Genomic DNA, 19,534 nt, shown 5'->3' with positions numbered 1-19,534 from the left:
GGGTCGATACCATCAGGGGCGTGACTACCGACGCTGCCGGCACCCCGGGTGCCACTTCGACCCCGCCCACGTGGCGTTCGCTCATCGGATCCCTCGTGGCACGCCATGACCTGACCCAGGCCGAGACGGCGTGGGCGATGGACACGATCATGGGCGGCAATGCGTCGGACGTGCAGATCGCCGGGTTCCTCGTCGGGCTCAGGTCCAAGGGGGAGACGGTCGAGGAGCTCGCCGGGCTCGTCGAGGCCATGGTCGAGCGCGCCACTCCGATCGAGATCGGCGGCGAGAAGCTCGACATCGTGGGCACGGGCGGCGATCAGCAGAACACCGTGAACATCTCGAGCACGGCAGCCCTGGTGATCGCCGGCGCAGGTGCCAAGGTGGTCAAGCACGGGAACCGGGCGGCGTCGTCGAAGTCGGGCTCCGCCGACGTCCTCGAGGCTCTCGGCGTCCGCTTGGACATGGGGGTCGCCCGGGTGGCCGAGTGCGCCGACGAGTGCGGCATCACCTTCTGCTTCGCGCAGGTCTTCCACCCGTCGTTCCGGTACACGGCGACGCCGCGGAAGGAGCTCGCCATCCCCACGGCGTTCAACATCCTGGGCCCCCTGACCAACCCGGCGCACGTCCAGGCGTCCGCGGTGGGGGCAGCGGATCCGCGCACGGCCCCGCTCATTGCCGGCGTGCTCGCCGCGCGCGGGAGCCGCGGGCTCGTGTTCAGGGGCGACGACGGCCTCGATGAGCTCACCATCACCACGACGTCCCGCGTATGGGAGGTCCGCGGCGGAGAGGTGTCCGAGTCGGTCCTCGACCCGGCAGACCTCGGCATTGCCCGCGCAGCCCTCGACGACCTCCGCGGGGGGGATGCTGCGCACAACGCCGCCGTCGTGCGCAGCGTCCTGGCCGGCGAGCGCGGTCCCGTGCGGGACGCCGTCGTGCTCAACGCGGCCGCGGGTCTCGTGTCCTACGACACGAGCGCGGACGGTCCGCTCCTCGAACGGCTCGCGGCGGCGAAGGAGCGCGCCGAGGAGTCGATCGATTCGGGTGCCGCCGCCACGACCCTCCAGAAATGGGTGGACTTCACCCGGGCATGAGCCGGTGGCGCGCAGCAGAGGGCCGGGCCGCGGCGATGCGGCCCGGCCCTCGGCCGTCGTCAGGAGAGCCCGAGTGAGAAGGCCGCCTCGAGGTCATGCCGGGAGTAGGCGCGGAATGCGATGTGCGTGGTCGTCTCGCGGACGCCGTCGACCTTCGAAAGCCTGTCTGCAACGACATCAGCAAGCTGCTCGTGCTCCCGGACCCGGGCGATGGCAATGAGGTCCCACTCTCCCGTGACCGAGTACACCTCGCTGATGCCCGGGATCGCGGAGATCTTCTCGGCCACCTCCGGAATCTGCGCTGTGTCCGTCTGGATGAAGACGAATGCCGTGATCATGGTCCTCCGTTCGTGTAGGCGGTGTTCTCCCGGCCAGCCTATCCGCCAGAGACACCGCCGCCACGGCGGGACCGCCGGAGGGCCGCCCCGATGCCCCAGACGACGGCCCTCCAGCCGACGATGAACGCTCCCAGCGTGGCGAACGCCACGAGGAGGAAGGCCGGAGCTGTCCCGCCACCGGTGGCGGCGCGCAGGAGCATGCCGAGGATATACGCACCGAGCCATGCCGCGACGCCCGCCGGCCATACGGGGAGGGGGCGGCGCCAGATCCGGAGGGCGCCCCACGCCACCGCGAGCCCGACGACGAAGGGCCACGCCGTAGCGAGCACACCGACGACCGGGTTCTCGATGCTGTGGAAGCCCCGGCCGACTGCGGCGAACCCGAGGACGACGGCGAGATCCGCGGCTGCGGCAAGGACGGCTGTGCGCGTGGAGGTGCTCGCAGGGCGGCCGAAACCGGCCTCGTCGTGGCGGCTCTGGGCGGGGGAGGACTGCATTCCCCCAGCCTACGCGCGCGCGGCGGCCACTCGGCGTCGTGCGCCTGTCCAGAACCTTTCGGTTTGCCGTGAGGAGGGGAAGAATCCCAGGGGAGAGGAGAGTGCCATGCCAGCGATGACCACGTGCCTCTGGTTCGACGACCAGGCCAAGGAGGCGGCGGACTACTACTCGCGGATCTTCCCCAACTCCAGGATCACTGATGTCGAGTACTACGGAGAGGCTGGACCGAGGCCTGCCGGGAGTGTCCTGACGGTGTCGTTCGAGCTCGACGGGCGACCCTTCATCGCCCTCAACGGGGGACCCGAATTCACCTTCGACGAAGCTGTCTCCATCCAGGTCCACTGCAGGGACCAGGAGGAGGTGGACTACTACTGGAACGCCCTGACGGCCGACGGCGGCCACGAGAGCCAGTGCGGGTGGCTCAAGGACCGCTTCGGCTTCTCATGGCAGATCGTTCCGAACCGGCTCACCGAGCTGCTCAAGGACCCTGACCCGGGACGGGCCCGCCGGGCCATGACCGCGATGCTGCAGATGCGCAGGATCGTCATCGCCGACCTCGAGTCGGCCGCGGACGCGGAATGAGGATGGGATGGCCCAGTACATGATCGGCATGTACCAGCCCGACGGCGTGGTGCCCCCACCGGAGTTCCTTGCTCCGGTCATGGCGCGGCTCGGGGAACTCACGGAGGAGCTCAGGGCCGCTGGCGCCTTCGTGTTCGGCCGCGGGCTCACCGACGCGTCCACGGCCACCGTCGTCACGGCGGGGCCCGGGGGAGAAGTGCACGTCACCAGCGGTCCCTACAGCGAGGGCCCCGAACACCTCGGCGGCTTCGACATCATCGAGGCGCCGGACCTCGACACCGCCCTCGGCTGGGCGCGGCGGCTCGCCGAGATCACGGGCCTGCCCATCGAGGTGCGCGCCTTCGCGGGCTCGTCCGGCTGAGCGCGCACCGGGCGTGCCGTGCAGTGCGCACGTCGCGGAGGGTCTCAGCCCTCGAGTGCAGAGACGAAGGCGGCCCGCAGGAGCGCTGTCGCCGACGCCGGGTCAGAGGCGGCCTGCACGGAGGCCACCACGAGTCCCGGCCGCGCCACGCGCCACCAGTCACCGCATACCAGGACGAACTCCGCGCCCCCACGCATCCGCTCCAGGCCGACGCCCAGGTCGCGGGCGACTCCGGCCGCCACTGCTTGGACGATATCCCAGCGGATGGGACCGGTGGGATCGGCGGAGGCGGCTCCGCGCCGCGCCGCGTTCGACCACAGCACCGCCTCGTCCCAGACGGCGGCGACGAACGGAGCGCGCCTAAGGGACTCGAGCGCGACGAAGGGGGAGTCGGGGCGATCGACCAGCGCATGCCACACGCCCAGCCAGGCGGCAGCGGCGCCGGAGCGGTCCACGGGTGCGAGGCGATCCGAGCGGTCTGGGACGTCCGCGGCGAGCGCCGGCGGTGCGACGTCGTCCGCTGACGTGTCCAGGCCGAGGGCGTCGCGGACGTACAGGGCAGCGTGGGTCGGGAAGCCGAGGGAGCCCCGGAACTCCCATGATTCCTGGCCCGCCCTCATGGTGCCGCGACTTCCGCGGGGATGCGCGCGGGTTCTGCGCGTCTGGCCGCGGCCAGGAGGCCGATATAGGCGAGGTCGACGACGGAACACAGCAGCCCGACGCCGAGCACGAAGCCCGAGGGGGAGAGGAGGCCCCACTGGAGGGTAGGCGCGAGCGTGCCGAGCCACTTGGCCACTGCGATGACGAGGGACTGGCCCCGGGGCCCTCCGCGCGAGAGGAACATCGCGATGAAGAGACCGGACATGAGCAGGTTCTGCAGGAACGCCGAGTAGACGGGGGCGAGGCGGTCGCCGAACTCGGCCCGGAAGAGCAGCTGCACGGCCACCGACGCACCCAGCAGGACCATCGAGCCGGCCCAGAAGGCCGCGCGGCCGAGCAGTGGGGCGAACTCGGCGTACCCGAATCGGAGGAAGGTGACGAGGATCAGGGCGTCGGCCAGGCCCCAGACCACGTTCACGACAGTCTGGACGCCGCCGCCTTCCGAGAGTCCTACCAGCGCGTAGAGCCATTCCCAGGCGATGTTCAGGGTGAGGGCTGCCACCGGCATCGCGTAGGTGCGCTGGGCGAAGCCGATCCTGATCGCCTCTGCGTAGACCGCCGTCCATGCGATGCCGCTCACGAGCGTGAGGCCCAGACTCACAGTGCTGGTGTCCATGGTCAGAGGGTGGGCCCAGGCGGCTCCGAGCACAAGCCGCGCGCAGGGCAGCGCGCGACGGCGGTGCAAGGCCCGGCGCCGCCTATGCGGGGGGACGGTGCCCCGAGTGGGAGATCATGTGAGTTCTCACATCGCGCGCGGAGGGCCCAAGTTGACATAACTGACCTGCGCGCCGCTCGGCCGCTGCATCCCAGAGGGCCAAAAAGGGGTAGAGGTACCTCTCGCCGTTTTCGGCGTTGCGCCGAAGCTGGCGGGCGAGGGCCAGGTGCGCAGAGCAGCGGTGGCGTGCCGGCGCGATCAGCGCGCAGGAAGGGCACCGTGCCGGAGGAGGGGCGCCGTCCGCGTTACTTGACATAATGTGGATTATCGGCCCTTTGAGTAGGACGAGTTGAAACAGGTGCGAGGACTCGTCCCACCGTGCCATGGGGCGTTGTCGCAGGTCAGACGGTGGTTCGTCCTTGTGCCGCAGCTGGCCGGGTCGGTGCCGGCCTGCTGTGTCGGCGCAGGTCAGCAATGGTTTCTCGCATTAGATGAGAGATTTTCGCGTACAGTTCAGGCTGTGGAGCTGCTGCCGGGACGGATTCCAGACTTCCTGACGGACCAGGACGTCGGGCTGCTGCGTGCCGAGGACCGGGTGTTCGAGGCGATGCTGGACCGGTGGCGTGCGCAGATGCTCGCGCGCGGGCTGACGACGGCGTTCATCAGGTCCTCGTGCCGGACCGTGGAGCGCTTCAGGGACCATGCCAATGAGTACCCGTGGCGCTGGTCGGCCCATCACGTGGACGATTTCCTGTCCGACCAGCGCGGTGGCGCGGGGCCGCTGAGCCTGTCGACGCTGCGCTCCTACGCGGGTGCGATCCGGGCGTTCTGCGCGTACCTGACCGACTCCCGCTACGGCTGGGCAGCCCTGTGCGAGCGGGTCTTCGCGGACGTGCCGACACAGGTCGTCTTCGAGTGGAACTCACCCAGGCACACCACCGACGACGCCGTGCCGCCGCGCCGGCGGGCGTTCACGAAGACGGAGCTCCAGGCGTTCTTCGATGCCGCCGACGACGTCGTGGACACCGAGTTCGCCAAGGGCTCCAAGCGCTGGCTGCCGGCGATGCGGGACTCGGTCGCGTTCAAGGTCGCCTACGCCTACGGGCTGCGCCGCCGCGAGCTGGCGATGCTCGAGGACGTCGACTTCGGCCCGAATCCCCATGTCCCTGCGTTCGGGGCCTTCGGCTCGCTCCAGGTCCGCTGGGCCAAGGGAACCAAGGGCTCCGGGCCGCGGCGCCGCACCGTGCTGACCGTCCCGGAGTTCGAGTGGGTCGTCGACCTGCTCCGGTTCTGGCTCTCCCCCGCGGGCCGAGGCAGGTTTGCCACCGCAGACCGCTCCCAGAGCCTGTGGCCGTCGGAGCGCTCGGCCTCTGCAGCGGTACGGAACTTCGACCGGTCCTTCCAGTCCGTCCGGAAGCTGGCCGGCCTGCCCGAGGAGCTGTCCCTGCACGCGCTGCGCCACTCGTACGTCACGCACCTGATCGAGGCCGGATACGACCCGCTGTTCGTCCAGCAGCAGGTCGGCCACAGCTACTCCTCGACCACTGCGCTCTACACTTCCGTCTCGTCCGACTTCAAGCACAGGACCATCCAGCGCATGATCGCGGCCAGGATCGGCAGCCCGGAGAACGAAGGCAGGAACTGAGCATGAGCGAACAGCGCCGCATCGGCTACCACTGGAACCTCCGAAAGCTCATGGCCCAGCGGAACCTCTGGAAGACCACCGAGCTCCTCCCCCTGCTCAGGGCCCGGGGGATCAACCTCTCCAACGCCCAGGTCCACCGGCTCGTCACCGGAACCCCCGAGCGGATCCCCGCGCACACCTTCGCCGCCCTCTGCGACATCCTCGAGTGCACCCCCAACGACCTGTTCGAGCCCTACGTCCAGATGCGCGCGGCCGCCACGGCGAACGCCCCGCGCAGGCCCGAGGACATCGGGGTCAAGCCCGGCGATCCCATCGCCCGCAGGATCCGCCTGATCCCACCCGAGGACGATGCCTAGGCCCCGCAAGGCCGAGGACCCGACCCGCTGGCCCGTCCCCTGCTCCCGCTGCGGCCAGCACCACCAGACCGTCGCGAACTGGCCCGACGGAGGGGTCTGCGGCTACTGCTACCAGCAGGCCAAGCGCACCCGGGGAACCTGTGACTGCGGCCACGAAGGCATCCTGCCCGGACTGGTCGACGGCGCACCCGCCTGCCGGCCCTGCTCCGGGGTCCGCCTCAACGTCGACTGCACCTCCTGCGGGGCCGAGGACGAGCTCCACAGCGGCGGCCGCTGCTGGAGCTGCACCCTTGCCGACACGGTCGACGGCCTCCTCGCCCGCCCGACACGCGGGACCGTCGCCCCGGAGCTCGTCCCGCTCGCGACAGCGCTGAAGTCGATGAAGCGTGCCAACAGCGGCCTGACCTGGATCCGGCAGGAGCACGTCAGCGCGTTCCTCCGCCGCCTCGCCGTCGCCCCTTCGGTCACCCATGAGGCCTTCGACGGTCTGCCGGACTCGCGCACCAGGGAATACGTCCGGGGCCTGCTCGTCGAACACGGCGTCCTCCCACGCCGCGACGAACTCCGCGCCCGCTACGACGACTGGGCGAAGGAAGCCCTCGAACGGGTCGGCGACCCGGAGAACCGCGAGCTCGTCCGCCGCTACATCCGCTGGCACCACCAACGCCGCATGAACCACGCGGACGGAGTCGGCCACGGCACTTTCCTGCGCAGCAAGCAGAGCGTCACCGTAGCCATCGACTTCCTGAACTGGCTCACCCACAGGGGAACCCGTCTCGCCGAACTCCAGCAGGCCCACCTGGATGCATGGCAGGCAGAAGGCCCCACCACTCGGGAGATCGCCGACCGATTCCTCAACTGGGCCATCAAGACCCACACAGCCCCGGCCGGGCTGAGGATGGTCCCGCACAAGAGGGGAACCAGCCCCAGGCTCAGCGCCGCCCAGCAGGAGGAAGCCGTCCAGCAGGTCCTCCACAGCGACCTGCTGCCCCCACGGGACCGCGCCGTCGCCATCCTCGTCATCGTCTTCGGCCAGCAGATCGAACACGTCGCCGCCCTCACCTGGGACGACGTCGCCGTCACCGACGAGCTCGTCAACGTCCGCCTCGGCGGCATCGAGATCGCCCTCCCGGCCCCGCTCGACGCGCCCTGGCGCGAGCTCGCCTCAGCCCCGGGGCACGGCCTCACCGCTGCACACCCGAACAGCAACTGGGTCTTCCGCGGCCTCTCCCCCGGACGGCACATCAGCTCCGCGCACCTGCGGCAGCGCCTCCGAGCTGTCTTCAGGGCCCGTGCCGCCCGACTCGGCACGCTCCACGAGCTGACCAGGCTCGCACCCGTGGCCATCATCGCCGAAACGCTCGGCTACTCACCTGCCACCATCGAACGCCACGCCACCGACTCTGCCGCTGCCTACAGCCAGTACGTCGCGACGAGACGAGGCAAGCGCGCCACACCTCAGAACGGCTGAACACCGTCCAGGGCAGCCACGATCCTGTTCCCGTCCAGAACAATCGACGTCTCGGGCATGCCCGCGTCGTTCCACCTCGCCACGAGACGGAGATCGCCATGCTCGGGCAGCGGCCACAGCCACAGCCTCGAAGAGCTGACCCACTCGTCGCCGGTTCCCATTCCGCCTCCACCGCCTGCCTGCAGCAGCACCGGTTCAGCGACCGCAGGCTCGGTTCCGACCATGGCCGGGCGAGGATGGCCGATCACCGCCTTGCGGCCATCGGCATACTCGATCCCGAAGAGCAGACCCGACTCGGAGGACCAGCGGCCGCCCATCGGCATCCGGAATCCCCTTGAGCCGAGTTCGCCCCACTCATGCTCGGACATGCCATCCCGCCGAAGGACCCAGGCAATCTCGATGCAGCACCCAGTGGAATAGACCTCCAGTGATCGGACGCCCATCACCAATGACGGCCCGCGATGCAGGAACTGCCCCACATGGATAACGACCGGCAGTTCATTGGCCGGAGGACCCGCCCACACAGGCCGCGCCGGAGCCGGGCGAGGACGAGGTTCAGGTGAAGCCGGCAGACCCTCGAAGAACGTCATGGCCCGATACTGCCATCAACAGCCCCCACCGCCACGCCCTAACTCGTCCCCCTTCAACACGTCTCGCTGCCAGTTTGGGAATCGCCCTTTACGCCCTGCCGACGCGGTGTCGCGACGTGGCGACGCTCGGCGTTGGCACGTCACCATCCCAACCAGTCAGCGGCCCGCGCCAACTCCACCGGCGGGACAGTATGGCCGCCGTCGAACTCGTCATAGGCGACGTCGTACCCCTCGCTGCGCAGGGCGGGCACGATCCGTCGGCTGGCGCGGTCGATGGGAAGGAGTTCGTCGTCGACCCCGTGCGTGATGAACACGCGCGGCTTCCCCTGCCGCCCTCCGTCCGGCACGGACCCCGGCGAGAAGGCCATGACCCTGCTGAAGAGGCCTCCGTTGGCGAGGCCGAGGGCCAGGGCGTACGAGGCGCCCGCGGAGAAGCCTGCGATGGCGATGCGGGCGGGATCCACGCGGGCTCGGCGGAAGGCCTCCGCGAGAGAGGCGTCGATGAGTGCGAGATCCGTCCCGAAGTTCCGGTCCCAGACCCTGCCCTGCGATGACGGGGCAAGGATGAGCGCCCCCAGCTGATCTGCCAGCGGCTGCGTGAACAGGCCCCCGTCGCGCGCATCGCTGCCGGCTCCGTGGAGGGAGACGATGAGCGGGCTTGGAGCGTCCGGCGCCACGCTGCTGGGCACGTAGAGGACCGTCTCCCGGCCGGTCGGCGAACCGAGGTTGACTTCCCCCGGCCCCAGCCGACCACTGACCTCCCGCGGCCGGGACCGGAGGGCTGCTGGCCGCCGGTCCGCGACGTCGCACGCGGCCAGGGCGGCCAGCAGCGCACTGCAGGCCGCCAGGCAGACCACCGCACGGCGGCGGATCATCTGCAGCCGCCCGTGTGGGTCGGCACCGACCTAGACCGCACCGACGTACTTCGCGAGGTGCTCGCCGGTCAGCGTTCCCCGCCCGGCCACGAGCTCGGCCGGCGTGCCCTCGAAGACGACGCGCCCGCCGTCGTGCCCCGCGCCCGGCCCGAGGTCGATGATCCAGTCCGCGTGGGCCATGACGGCCTGGTGGTGCTCGATCACGATCACTGACTTCCCAGAGTCCACGAGCCGGTCCAGGAGCCCCAGGAGCTGTTCGACGTCGGCCAGGTGCAGGCCCGTGGTGGGCTCGTCGAGGACGTAGATGCCGCCCTTCTCCCCCATCTGCGTCGCGAGCTTGAGGCGCTGCCGCTCGCCGCCTGACAGGGTCGTGAGGGGCTGGCCGAGCGAGAGGTACCCGAGCCCGACGTCGGCCATCCGGCCCAGGATCCTATGCGCGGCGGGGATCGCCGAGTCGCCGGCGGAGAAGAAGCCCTCGGCGTCCTCCACGGACATCGCGAGCACCTCGGCGATGTCCCGCCCATTGAGCGTGAACTCCAGCACGGCCGGCTGGAACCGCTTGCCTTCGCACTCCTCGCACGGAGTCGAGACGGTGTCCATGAAGCCGAGGTCCGTGTAGATGACGCCGGCGCCGTTGCACACGGGGCACGCGCCCTCGGAATTCGCACTGAACAGGGCGGGCTTGACGCCGTTGGCCTTCGCGAACGCCTTGCGGATCGGCTCGAGCAGGCCGGTGTAGGTGGCCGGGTTGCTGCGACGCGAGCCCTTGATGGCGCTCTGGTCGATGGCCACGACGCCGTCGCGCCGCGCTACCGAGCCGTGGATGAGCGAGCTCTTGCCGGACCCGGCCACGCCGGTAACGACGGTGAGCACGCCCAGCGGGATGTCGACGTCGACCTCCTTGAGGTTGTGCGTCGATGCTCCCCGCACCTCGAGCGATCCCTTCGCCGGGCGCACCGAGTCCTTGAGCCTCGCGCGGTCGTCGAGGTGGCGCCCCGTGAGCGTCCCGCTCCCCCGCAGCTCCTCGACCGTCCCCTCGAAGGTGATCATCCCGCCCCCGGTGCCCGCCCCAGGGCCGAGGTCGACGACGTGGTCTGCGATGGCGATGGCCTCCGGCTTGTGCTCGACCACGAGCACCGTGTTCCCCTTGTCCCGCAGCTGCAGGAGGAGGCCGTTCATGCGCTGGATGTCGTGGGGGTGCAGGCCGATCGTCGGCTCGTCGAAGACATACGTGACATCGGTGAGCGACGAGCCGAGGTGCCGGATCATCTTCGTGCGCTGCGCCTCTCCCCCGGACAGCGTCCCGGACGGCCGGTCCAGGGAGAGGTAGCCGAGGCCGATCTCCGTGAACGAATCGAGGAGATGCTGCAGGCCCCTCAGGAGCGGGGTGACAGACGGCTCGTCGAGCTCCCTCACCCAGCGGGCGAGGTCGGTGATCTGCATCGCGCACACGTCGGCGATGCTCAGGCCCTGGATCTTCGACGACCGGGCCGGCTCGGCGAGCCTCGTGCCCCCGCACTCGGGGCAGGCCTGGAAGGTGATGGCCCGCTCCACGAAGGCGCGGATGTGCGGCTGCATCGCCTCCTTGTCCTTCGAGAGCATGGACTTCTGGATCTTGGGGATGAGCCCCTCGTAGGTGAGGTTGATGCCCTCGACCTTGATCTTCGTGGGCTCCCTGCGGAGCAGGTCGTGCAGTTCCCGCTGGGTGAATTTCTTGACGGGCTTGTCCATGTCGAAGAACCCAGACCCGGCGAAGATGCGCCCGTACCAGCCGTCCATGCTGTACCCCGGGACGGTGATGGCGCCCCCGGCCAGGGACTTCTCCGCGTCGTACAGCGCGGTGAGGTCGAAGTCGCTCACCGCGCCGGTCCCCTCGCACCTCGGGCACATCCCGCCGGTGACGGTGAAGGAGCGCTTCTCCGTCTTCCCCGACGCCGTCTTGATGGCGCCCGCTCCGCTGACGGAGGGCACGTTGAACGAGTAGGCCTGCGGGGAGCCGATGTGCGGCTGCCCGAGCCGGCTGAAGAGCATCCGCAGCATCGCGTTGGCGTCCGTCACCGTCCCGACCGTGGAGCGGATGTTGGCACCCATGCGCTCCTGGTCGACGATGATCGCCGTCGTGAGACCCTCGAGCACGTCGACGTCGGGCCGGGCCATGGTCGGCATGAAGCCCTGCACGAACGTCGAGTACGTCTCGTTGATCATGCGCTGTGACTCGGCGGCGATCGTGGCGAACACGAGGGAGCTCTTGCCCGAGCCCGAGACGCCGGTGAACACGGTGAGCCGCCGCTTCGGCAGCTCGAGGGTCACGTCCTTGAGGTTGTTCTCGCGGGCGCCCTGGACGCGGATGAGGTCGTGGCTGTCGGCAGCGTGCGGCATGGCGCAAGTCTAGGCGCGAAGCGCCGGGCGGGTCCTAGGAGAGGCCGTGGGCCACGGTGTACTGCGCGAGCGTGTCGGACCCGAGCGCCTCCGCGACCGCGGCGATGCCGGGGTAGTCGGGCACCACGATCGACTGGCCGTCGTCGGAGAGGCCGGTTCCCGCGGTCGGCAGCGTGAAGAACGTGCTCGACGCCGGGTCGAGGCCGCGCAGCCCGTACCCGAGGGCGGCGAGCCCAGCGGCGTCCAGTCCCGGGTCCGCGGTCACGTACGGCGAGGCGAGCCCGACGGCGGCGGCCGCCTCGGCGGGGCTGCCCACCCGGCCGGTGGTGACCAGCTGGGCGATGAGTCCGCGGATGAACGCCTGCTGGTCGCGCACCCGCTGGTAGTCGCCGTCGGGGAACGCGTAGCGCTCGCGCACGAATTCGAGGGCGGCCTGGCCGTCCAAGTGGTTGATGCCCGGGCCGAAGGTGTGGTGGGTGTCGAACGTCGCGGTGAACGGGACCGGCACGTCCACGTCCACCCCGCCGAGTGCGTCCGTGATGGCCTTGAAGCCCTCGAAGTCCAGCATGGCGTAGTGGTCGATCCGGACCGACAGGAGGGAGGAGACCGTCTCCGCGACGAGGGGCGGGCCGCCCCAGGACAGGCTCGCATTGATCTTCGACGGGCCGTGCCCGGGGATGGTGACCCAGGAATCCCGCATGATCGAGATTCCGAAGACCCGGCGGTGGTCGGCCTGGACGTGCAGGAGCATGATCATGTCCGCCCGCTGGTCTGCCACGCCACCGCCGGACTCCTGGCTCGCCACCGCGTCCCGGGCGTTCCCGCGGATATCGCTGCCCATCACGAGGATGTTCAGCGGCCCGGGCGGCAGGTCGGCCAACGACGCCGACGGCGTGCCGGACGGGCTGGGGCCGCCGTTCGACGGGCTTCCCGACGGGCCGCCGCGGGGGCCCGAGAGCACGAAGACAGCGAGGCCGACCGCGGCCAGGGGTACCACCGCGATGGCGGCGAGCAGCGCGCGCGAGGCGACCGTGCGCCGTCGTGCGCCCCGTGCCCCCGCTCCCCCACCGGGTCCTGCCATGACCCCACGATCGTGGACTGCGGGAGCCGGCGGAAGTGGCTTTGGTCCGTACAGGTTCGCACTGGCGGCAGCACGAGAAGGGCGCCGCCCCAGCGGTGCTGGAGCGGCGCCCTCATGGACCGTGGCTTCCGGTCAGGCGAGCGTGTCGCCGACGTGGACGGTGAAGACGTCCGGGCCGCTGCGGGTGACCTTGACGTGGTCGCGGTGAGCGTTGGCCTTGGCGGAGACGTGGGAGATGGCCTCTTCGAGCGTGTGGTCGACCGTCGAAGGGTCCCAGATCTTGAGGGTCACGGAGTGAGATTCAAAGGTCATGCGTCGTTGCTTTCTCTGTGATCAGGAGGGTGGCCCCGGCAGCTCCTCGTTGAGCTGCTCGGACCATCCTATCTAGACCGGTACGGCGCTGTGACCATTGTGTGATCGAGTCCACAGGGTGAATGCAGACCGGTCTACCCCTTCCGCCACTCGTCATCGGTCAGGTGCGAGCCCGCCTGGGGCCCCATCTGCAGCATCCCGCCGTCGACCGTCCACGATGCCCCTGTCACGTAGGCCGATGACGGCGAGGCGAGGAACGCGATGACCGCTGCCACCTCGCGCGCGTCCCCGGGACGGCCGAGGGGGACGCCGGGTCGGTGGGTGCCGCGGGGGTCCTGGTCCTCCTGGCCCGTCATCGGCGTCGCGATCTCGCCCGGCGCCACGGAGTTCGCGGTGATCCCGTGGGAGCCGAGCTCGAGCGCGATGGTCTTGACCAGGCCGCCGAGCCCGTGCTTCGCCGCGTCGTACGCCGAGGACCCCACACGCGGCTGGTGCTCGTGGACGCTCGTGACGGCGATCAGCCGGCCGCCGTTCCCGGCGGCCACCATCCGCCGGGCGGCGCGCTGCAGGCACACGAAGGCGCCGTCCAGATCCGTCGCCACAATGCCCCGCCAGCGCTCGTAGTCCATTTCCAGGAACGGCTCGTTGGCGCCGGTGCCGGCGTTGTTGACGAACACGTCGAGGCCGCCGAGCTCGTCCGCGAGCCCGTCCACCACGTCGCCGCAGCCGGGGAGGTCTGTGAGGTCCAGGCGTGCGACCGCGGCGCGCCGCCCCAGGGCGCGGACCTCGCCGGCGGTCTGTTCCGCGCCGTCCCGGTCCCGGTGCCAGGTGATCCCGACATCCAGGCCGGCCTCGGCGAGGGCAACGGCGGTCGCCTTGCCGATGCCGGAGTCGGCTCCGGTGACGATGGCGGTGCGGGGGGTGAACGGCATGGCTTCCTCCTCAGGACGGCTCATCCGGAGCCCGTACCCGAGGCGCGCAAGCGTCAAACGGTTCCGGGGAGCATCACCCGCGGCGCCGGCCCGTCCACTCGAGGAGGCGCTCGAGCGGCCACGTCGTGACGATCCGCTCGGCCGGGACGCCGTTCGCCTCGGCGCGGGCGGCGCCGAGTCTGGGGAAGTCGAGCTGCCCGGGGGCGTGGGCGTCGCTGTCGATCGAGAAGAGGCAGCCGGCGTCGAGCGCCGCCTGGATGAGCCTGTCCGGCGGGTCCTGGCGCTCCGGCCGCGAGTTGATCTCCACGGCCACGCCGTTCTCCGCGCACGCCGCGAACACGCGCGCGGCATCGAACACGGACTCCGGCCGCGTGCCCCGCGACCCCTGGACCAGCCGGCCGGTGCAGTGTCCGAGGACGTCGGTGTGCGGGTCCTCGATTGCCGCGAGCATGCGCCTGGTCATCGGTCCGGATTCGGAGCGCAGCTTGGAGTGGACGCTCGCGACGACGACGTCCAGACGCGCGAGCAGGTCAGGCCGCTGGTCGAGGGAGCCGTCCTCGAGGATGTCCACCTCGATGCCGGTCAGGAGGCGCAGGCCGTCTCCGAGGCCTGCGTTGATCTCCTCGACGAGGCCCAGCTGGCCCTCGAGCCGCTCGGCGGACAGTCCGTTGGCGATCGTGAGGTTGGGCGAGTGATCGGTCAGGGCGAGGTACTCGCGACCCAGCCACTGCGCCGCATGGGCCATCTCCTCCGGGGGCGACCCGCCGTCGGAGAAGTCGCTGTGGCTGTGCAGGTCGCCGCGCAGGAGCGTCGCGAGGCCGCCGCCGGCGTCGGGCTCGGCCGCCGCCCGCTGGCGCAGCACGGCCAGGTACTCGGGCACGTCGCCGTCGACCGCCTGGCGGATCACCTCGAGCGTCCGGTCCCCGATCCCGGCCACGCGCCGGAGCCGGCCGTCGCGCGCGCGGGCGGCGACGTCGTCGGGGGCCATCTGGCCGATCGCCTCGGCCGCGCGGCGGAAGGCCTTGACCTTGAAGCTCGGCGCCAGGTCGCGCTCGAGCCAGAACGCGATCTCCTTGAGGGCCTCGATCGGGTCCACGGCTACCCCCGGGCTTCTGTCGGCTCGGGGAGCGCACGACGGCGTGGGCGGGCTCCGGCGGGAAGCGGCACCGTGAGCACGGCGAGGCACGCGACGATCAGGGCCATCCCCGCCCAGCCGAGGAGGGGCAGCCTCTCCCCCACCACGAGGACGGCGAGGGCGGCGGCGATCATCGGCTCTGCGAGCGAGACCGTCGTCGCAGTGCTGGCCGCGACCCGGGCGAGTCCCCAGCCGAACAGCAGGTAGCCGGCGAACATCGGGACGACCGCGAGGTAGGCGCCTACGGCGAGATGCCGCCACGAGTCGAGGAACGCACCGCCGGTGACCGCCAGGACGGAGAGCAGCCCGATGGCCGCCACGCCGAACGTCGCGCCGACCGCCGCCCTGGACGCGATGCCCCTGTGGATGAGGCGATGGCTTGTGAACGAGTAGAGGGCATAGGAGGCCGCCGCGACCGCCCCGAGCGCCACGCCGGCGGCCGTCTGGGCCGCGCTACCCGACGAGGAGCCATCCACGGTGCCGCCTCTCGCGATGCAGAGGACGGTGGCGCCGGCAGTGCCGAGGGCGGCGCCGAGGATCCAGCGGGCGGAGAGCCGCCGGCCGTCCACGATCCGTTCGAGCAGGGCGGCCGCAACGGGGGCGCCGCCGATGGACACCGCCGTGCCGACGGCCACGCCAGCGAGACGCATCGAGGTGTAGAACGCGAGAGCGTACACGAGCACGGCAGCGCCGCCGAGCACGATCAGTCCCTTGGCGCCTGCGAGCTCTCGGCGCTGGCGCGAGATCTGCCTGGAGGAGGCGGCCGCAAGGAGGATCCCACCGAAGCCCATGGAGGCCGCGCCGATCGCGAGGGGCGTGACCGCGGGCGCGAGTGCCGACGCAGTCCCCGTGGTGCCCCACAGGACCGCGGCACCGAGGACGCAGGCGACCCCGAGCGCGTGGTCTCGACGCGGACGGCCCACCGCCCACCTCCGTTTCCGACGGTGTCTTCTGCGGGTCCTACCCTACGCTGCGATCACGGCCGACGTCGCGAGGAGGCCGGCCTCGCCGTCGAGGGCTTCGACGGCAAGGTACGCCGCCGCTGCGACTGCCGCGTTCGTCTCGAAGCCGCGCTTCTTCACCACCGCTGCCTCGACAAGGCGCTCCGGATCCGGGCCGGTGAGCAGCCTCCAGGCGGCCACCTCGGTGGCACCGTTCCAGCTCACGAACGCCTGCATGGTCGAGCCGTTACCGGGCACGACCGCGATGTCGGGCGACGTCGAGGGCGTGGCCGACCAGACGTGGCGGTAGGCGCGGTAGCACCCGCTGCCGATTCCGGTCGCCTCGGAGATCGCCGTGCCGTCCGCGGCGAACTCGGTGGCGGCAGGGTCGGCGCCCCAGCCCACGAGGTAGTGGCCGTCGTCGAGGAACTGGACGTTGCCCATCGCGTTGCCCCGATGGCCGCCGTGCTCAAGGGCGAGCGCGAGTGCCGCGGTGTGGGCGGACTCGTCGACGGCGAGGAGGAGTCCGTGGGATATCCCGGTGGACCCGTCCCTGTAGTGGTTGTCGAACATGCTGATGATGCCGCCTGGCCGTTGGCGGACGTCGTGCTGCCACGCGAAGGCGGCCTCGGCCGGAATGGCGAAGTCGCTCCTGCGTCCGCCGAGACGCCACACGACGTTCCCCGTACGGTCCACGAGATACGCGGTGTGGGTGTGCCGGGCAGAGACGAGGTAGCCGTCCGGGCGGCGGTCCACGGAGTTGATGTGGAATGGGTCGAAGGCCGTATCCGGTGAGTGGCCGTCCGCTGCGGGGTCGTCCCCCGGTCTGAGGAACGATTCTGCGAACGCAATGTGCTGCGACGCCGTCCAGTCGAAGACGAGGTCCCCCGTGGCGACGTCGACCTCCTGCACGCGGCAGTCGTACATGAACCCGGCTGCGGGTCCGCCGAGTGAGCTGAGGTCGGCCCGAATGGTGGGGTAGGACGTCAGCAGCGCGGTGCCCTCCCCGGTGAGAGTGAACTCGTGCAGGTCCGCCTTGAGCCCATCGGCGGCCGAGACCTGGGCGACCACGGCGTAGGAGGTGTCACGGATGATCCCGGTGCCCTCGCCGTGTCCCCCCACGCTGGTGCCGCTCCAGTAGGTCAGGACTGGCGAGCCGCGGTAGGTCTGGACCCGCAGGTCGGTCACACCGGCCCCCGTGGGCTCCATCCATACCGGCGAGCCGTTGCTGTCCGTGATGAGTCCGTTGGCGCCATGACCCATGGGGCCGGTGAACAGGAGGCCCGGGGCTGTCGCCGCGTCGGTCCACACGCTCACGTGGGGCGCCGTGAGGGCGGTGCTCGTGAAGGTCCGGTCGGGGAGGCCGGCGGCCGCGCCGCTTGACGGCGGCGGGGGCGACGGTGACGGCGCGTGCACCGGTGTCGCGGCGGAGGCACCCGCCGGAAGGGGTAAGGCCCCGGAACGGGCCGCGCCCGCTCCGGCCACTGCACCGACAACCGCGAGTCCGGCGCCCTGAAGGAAGTGGCGGCGACTGACCCTGACCATGCCCCCACGCTAGAAGCGGCGCCTATGTACCCGTGCGCTTCCAGCTGTGGTCCAGCTGAGGATCTGGATCCGGCCGGCTCGTCCCCTAGGCCACGATCAAGGCACCGGCGAGGCCGACCGCCCCCACAGCCAGCGTCGAGCCGAGGGCGAGGGCGAGCGGACGCCCGCCACGCCGGGCGAGCGAACGGATCCGGACGCCGGCTCCCAGGGCGAACATCGCCGTCGCGAGCAGGAACGTCTGGAGCGTCTGCGCCGCGGCACGGACCCCGTCGGGCACCTGCACGACGCTGCCCACGAGCACGAGAGCGACGAAGCCGATGACGAAGAGCGGGACCAGGGGCGGCCGGCGTCGGCCGTCCGCGGCGCCATCACGCCTCATCCGCCACCCGAGGATCGCCGCGACGGGGGCGAGCATCAGGACCCGGGCCAGCTTGACGGTCACAGCGAGTCCGATGGCACCGCCCCCGAGCGCGCCTGACACGGCCACGACCTGGGCGATCTCGTGGACGCTGGCTCCTGCCCACACCGCTGAGACCTCCGCCCTCAGGCCCAGGGCGGCGGCGACGAGCGGCAGGGCCGGGATCATGAGGGTGCCGAACAGGACCACCAGCGCCACCGCCGTGACCGTCTCCTCCTCGTCGGCCTGCACCACGGATTCGACGCCCGCCACTGCGGCCGCTCCGCAGATGGAGAACCCGCACGCGATCAGGAGTGCCTGGCGCGGCGGCACGCGCAGGAGCCGGCCCATCGCCAGGGTCGCGAAGAGCCCCGTCGAGACCACCGCCGCTGCCAGCACGGGGATTCCCCAACCGAGGGCGGCCAGCTGCGGGAGGGAGAGCTGGAGGCCGAGGAGCACGATGCCCAGGCGCAGGGGCACGCGCGCCGCGAGCGCGAGGCCGGGCCCTGCCCAGCCGGGAAGCAGGCCCACGTTCGCGGCGACGACGCCGAGCGCGATCGCCACCAGCAGCGCGCTGGTGCCCGGCAGGACCACGGCCATGCCTGCCGCAAGGGCCGCCCCGGCGAGCGCGGCGCCGGCGCCTGGGGCGAAGCGGCGGAGGGCGGAGCGCAGGGACGAGGCACTGGCCTTCGGGAGTCTCTGCGGAGCACGTTCGGTCAAGGGCATCCTTCCATGGTTCCGTCCTAGCAGGGATCGCAGTAGCCGCCGGTTCCAAATGGACCCATATGCTGGTGATATGACTGTTCGGGACTGGGACCTTCGGCATTTCCGCCTGCTCGCGGCGATCGCGTCGGAGGGGAGCATCGGCGCGGCCGCCCGGCAGACCGGGATGGCGCAGCCCAACGCCTCGCGGCTGCTCGAGCAGATGGAGCGGTCTGCCGGCTTCGCCCTCGCCACGCGCACGCCGAGGGGGACGGGCCTCACCGACCGCGGACGGGTGGTCGCCGGGCTCGCCGCGGAGGTGATCGAGGCGGCGGAGAACGTCGCCCGAGCCGTCGGTGCCCTCGAGCGCGAGCGCGGCGCGCTCCGCCTGTGCGCCTCCCTGACGGTCGCGGAGCACCTCATGCCGGCGTGGCTCGCCGCCGCCCAGGAGCGCCTCCCGGGGCTCGCACCGACCCTCGACGTCGGCAACTCCGACGAGGTCTTCGACCGGCTCCGCACCGGCGCGGCCGACCTCGGCTTCGTCGAGGGTCCGACCGTCCAGACCGGCTTCCGCTACCTGGACGTCGGGCGGGACGAACTGGTCGTCGTCGTGCGCCCCGACCACCCGTGGGTGCACGACGGCGGCCCCTCGCCCGCGCAGGTCGCGGCGGCTGGGCTCGTGGTCCGCGAGCCCGGCTCGGGGACCCGCCAGACGACCGACCGCGCTCTCGCTCCGCACGGCTCGGGCCCTCGGTTCGAGGTGGGCAGCAACGCGGCGCTCGCGGCGAGCGTCGCGGCCGGTCTCGGGCCCGGCGTCGTGAGCCGGCTCGCCGTCCAGCTTGCGCTGCGCAGCGGCCGGCTCGCGGAGGTCCCCGTGGAAGGGCTGCGGCTCAGACGGGTTCTGCGCGCGGTGTGGTCCGGCGCCGTCCCGCTCTCCCGCACGGCCGAGGACTTCCTCCGCATCGTGTCCCCAGAGGGCTAAGGGCCA

21 protein-coding genes are annotated in these 19,534 nt (G+C 71.2%); 7 read left to right on the top strand and 14 right to left on the bottom strand.

Annotated elements, in window-relative coordinates:
* Positions 1–20: 20 nt before the first annotated feature.
* Positions 21–1,091, top strand: coding sequence for an anthranilate phosphoribosyltransferase (trpD, locus tag CGQ25_RS07895; protein WP_255405665.1), 1,071 nt, complete (start codon positions 21–23; stop codon positions 1,089–1,091).
* A 59-nt stretch (positions 1,092–1,150) separates the two neighbouring features.
* Here trpD and CGQ25_RS07890 read toward each other — a convergent pair whose 3' ends face one another.
* Both CGQ25_RS07890 and CGQ25_RS07885 read right to left on the bottom strand, forming a co-directional pair.
* Positions 1,151–1,429 carry an Lrp/AsnC family transcriptional regulator gene (locus CGQ25_RS07890; protein WP_208712576.1) on the bottom strand — a complete coding sequence of 93 codons (279 nt, stop codon included), beginning with the start codon at positions 1,427–1,429 and terminating at the stop codon, positions 1,151–1,153.
* Positions 1,430–1,467: 38 nt separating this feature from the next.
* On the bottom strand, positions 1,468–1,926 hold the full coding sequence (locus CGQ25_RS07885; protein WP_208712575.1) for a DUF3054 domain-containing protein: 459 nt from the start codon (positions 1,924–1,926) through the stop codon (positions 1,468–1,470).
* 106 nt (positions 1,927–2,032) lie between these two features.
* Here CGQ25_RS07885 and CGQ25_RS07880 point away from each other — a divergent pair, with 106 nt between their 5' ends.
* Together CGQ25_RS07880 and CGQ25_RS07875 are read left to right on the top strand one after the other, a co-directional pair.
* Positions 2,033–2,509 (top strand): VOC family protein, encoded by a 477-nt coding sequence (locus CGQ25_RS07880; protein ID WP_208712574.1) that lies wholly within the window; start codon positions 2,033–2,035, stop codon positions 2,507–2,509.
* A gap of 7 nt (positions 2,510–2,516) precedes the next feature.
* The gene (locus tag CGQ25_RS07875) at positions 2,517–2,870 is read left to right on the top strand and encodes a YciI family protein (RefSeq protein ID WP_208712573.1); all 354 of its coding nucleotides are present in this window, start codon (positions 2,517–2,519) and stop codon (positions 2,868–2,870) included.
* Between the two features lie 44 nt (positions 2,871–2,914).
* Here CGQ25_RS07875 and CGQ25_RS07870 read toward each other — a convergent pair whose 3' ends face one another.
* The gene (locus CGQ25_RS07870) at positions 2,915–3,490 is read right to left on the bottom strand and encodes a hypothetical protein (protein ID WP_208712572.1); all 576 of its coding nucleotides are present in this window, start codon (positions 3,488–3,490) and stop codon (positions 2,915–2,917) included.
* Positions 3,487–4,146: a hypothetical protein gene (locus tag CGQ25_RS07865; RefSeq protein ID WP_255405663.1), complete on the bottom strand. Its 660-nt coding sequence runs from the start codon at positions 4,144–4,146 to the stop codon at positions 3,487–3,489. The genes CGQ25_RS07870 and CGQ25_RS07865 overlap by 4 nt, the downstream gene beginning before the upstream one ends.
* 559 nt (positions 4,147–4,705) lie before the next feature.
* Here CGQ25_RS07865 and CGQ25_RS07860 point away from each other — a divergent pair.
* The 3 genes from CGQ25_RS07860 to CGQ25_RS07850 are packed head-to-tail and all read left to right on the top strand — an operon-like array spanning position 4,706 to position 7,657.
* Positions 4,706–5,830: a site-specific integrase gene (locus CGQ25_RS07860; RefSeq protein ID WP_208712571.1), complete on the top strand. Its 1,125-nt coding sequence runs from the start codon at positions 4,706–4,708 to the stop codon at positions 5,828–5,830.
* A 2-nt stretch (positions 5,831–5,832) separates the two neighbouring features.
* A complete protein-coding gene (locus tag CGQ25_RS07855) occupies positions 5,833–6,186 on the top strand; it encodes a helix-turn-helix transcriptional regulator (RefSeq protein ID WP_208712570.1) in 354 nt (117 codons plus the stop codon).
* Entirely contained in the window at positions 6,179–7,657 is a 1,479-nt protein-coding gene (locus CGQ25_RS07850) for a Fis family transcriptional regulator (RefSeq protein WP_208712569.1), read from the top strand. Before CGQ25_RS07855 ends, CGQ25_RS07850 begins: the two co-directional genes overlap by 8 nt.
* On the opposite strand, the gene CGQ25_RS07845 is transcribed toward CGQ25_RS07850, so the two are convergent.
* The 10 genes from CGQ25_RS07845 to CGQ25_RS07800 all read right to left on the bottom strand — a co-directional run bounded on the left by CGQ25_RS07845 (position 7,645) and on the right by CGQ25_RS07800 (position 18,570).
* A complete protein-coding gene (locus CGQ25_RS07845; RefSeq protein ID WP_208712568.1) occupies positions 7,645–8,247 on the bottom strand; it encodes a hypothetical protein in 603 nt (200 codons plus the stop codon). The genes CGQ25_RS07850 and CGQ25_RS07845 overlap by 13 nt on opposite strands.
* Before the next feature lie 140 nt (positions 8,248–8,387).
* On the bottom strand, positions 8,388–9,122 hold the full coding sequence (locus CGQ25_RS07840) for an alpha/beta hydrolase (RefSeq protein WP_208712567.1): 735 nt from the start codon (positions 9,120–9,122) through the stop codon (positions 8,388–8,390).
* Between the two features lie 30 nt (positions 9,123–9,152).
* Positions 9,153–11,501: an excinuclease ABC subunit UvrA gene (locus CGQ25_RS07835; protein WP_208712566.1), complete on the bottom strand. Its 2,349-nt coding sequence runs from the start codon at positions 11,499–11,501 to the stop codon at positions 9,153–9,155.
* Between the two features lie 34 nt (positions 11,502–11,535).
* Positions 11,536–12,582 (bottom strand): LCP family protein, encoded by a 1,047-nt coding sequence (locus CGQ25_RS07830; protein ID WP_208712565.1) that lies wholly within the window; start codon positions 12,580–12,582, stop codon positions 11,536–11,538.
* A 132-nt stretch (positions 12,583–12,714) separates the two neighbouring features.
* The gene (locus tag CGQ25_RS07825; protein WP_208712564.1) at positions 12,715–12,894 is read right to left on the bottom strand and encodes a hypothetical protein; all 180 of its coding nucleotides are present in this window, start codon (positions 12,892–12,894) and stop codon (positions 12,715–12,717) included.
* 134 nt (positions 12,895–13,028) lie between these two features.
* Complete coding sequence (locus CGQ25_RS07820; RefSeq protein WP_208712563.1) at positions 13,029–13,826, bottom strand: SDR family oxidoreductase; 798 nt, start codon at positions 13,824–13,826, stop codon at positions 13,029–13,031.
* A gap of 73 nt (positions 13,827–13,899) precedes the next feature.
* Positions 13,900–14,922 (bottom strand): PHP domain-containing protein, encoded by a 1,023-nt coding sequence (locus CGQ25_RS07815; RefSeq protein ID WP_208712562.1) that lies wholly within the window; start codon positions 14,920–14,922, stop codon positions 13,900–13,902.
* A 2-nt stretch (positions 14,923–14,924) separates the two neighbouring features.
* Positions 14,925–15,884 carry a DMT family transporter gene (locus CGQ25_RS07810; RefSeq protein WP_208712561.1) on the bottom strand — a complete coding sequence of 320 codons (960 nt, stop codon included), beginning with the start codon at positions 15,882–15,884 and terminating at the stop codon, positions 14,925–14,927.
* A 42-nt stretch (positions 15,885–15,926) separates the two neighbouring features.
* Positions 15,927–17,219: an arylsulfotransferase family protein gene (locus CGQ25_RS07805; protein ID WP_208712560.1), complete on the bottom strand. Its 1,293-nt coding sequence runs from the start codon at positions 17,217–17,219 to the stop codon at positions 15,927–15,929.
* Between the two features lie 313 nt (positions 17,220–17,532).
* Positions 17,533–18,570: a YeiH family protein gene (locus CGQ25_RS07800; protein WP_208712559.1), complete on the bottom strand. Its 1,038-nt coding sequence runs from the start codon at positions 18,568–18,570 to the stop codon at positions 17,533–17,535.
* A 70-nt stretch (positions 18,571–18,640) separates the two neighbouring features.
* On the opposite strand from CGQ25_RS07800, the gene CGQ25_RS07795 reads away from it, so the two are divergent.
* Positions 18,641–19,528 (top strand): LysR family transcriptional regulator, encoded by an 888-nt coding sequence (locus CGQ25_RS07795; RefSeq protein WP_208712558.1) that lies wholly within the window; start codon positions 18,641–18,643, stop codon positions 19,526–19,528.
* Positions 19,529–19,534: the final 6 nt, after the last annotated feature.

Source organism: Sinomonas sp. R1AF57, assembly GCF_002224485.1.
GTDB lineage: Bacteria > Actinomycetota > Actinomycetes > Actinomycetales > Micrococcaceae > Sinomonas > Sinomonas flava.
This window is presented reverse-complemented; position numbering and strand designations above follow the sequence as displayed.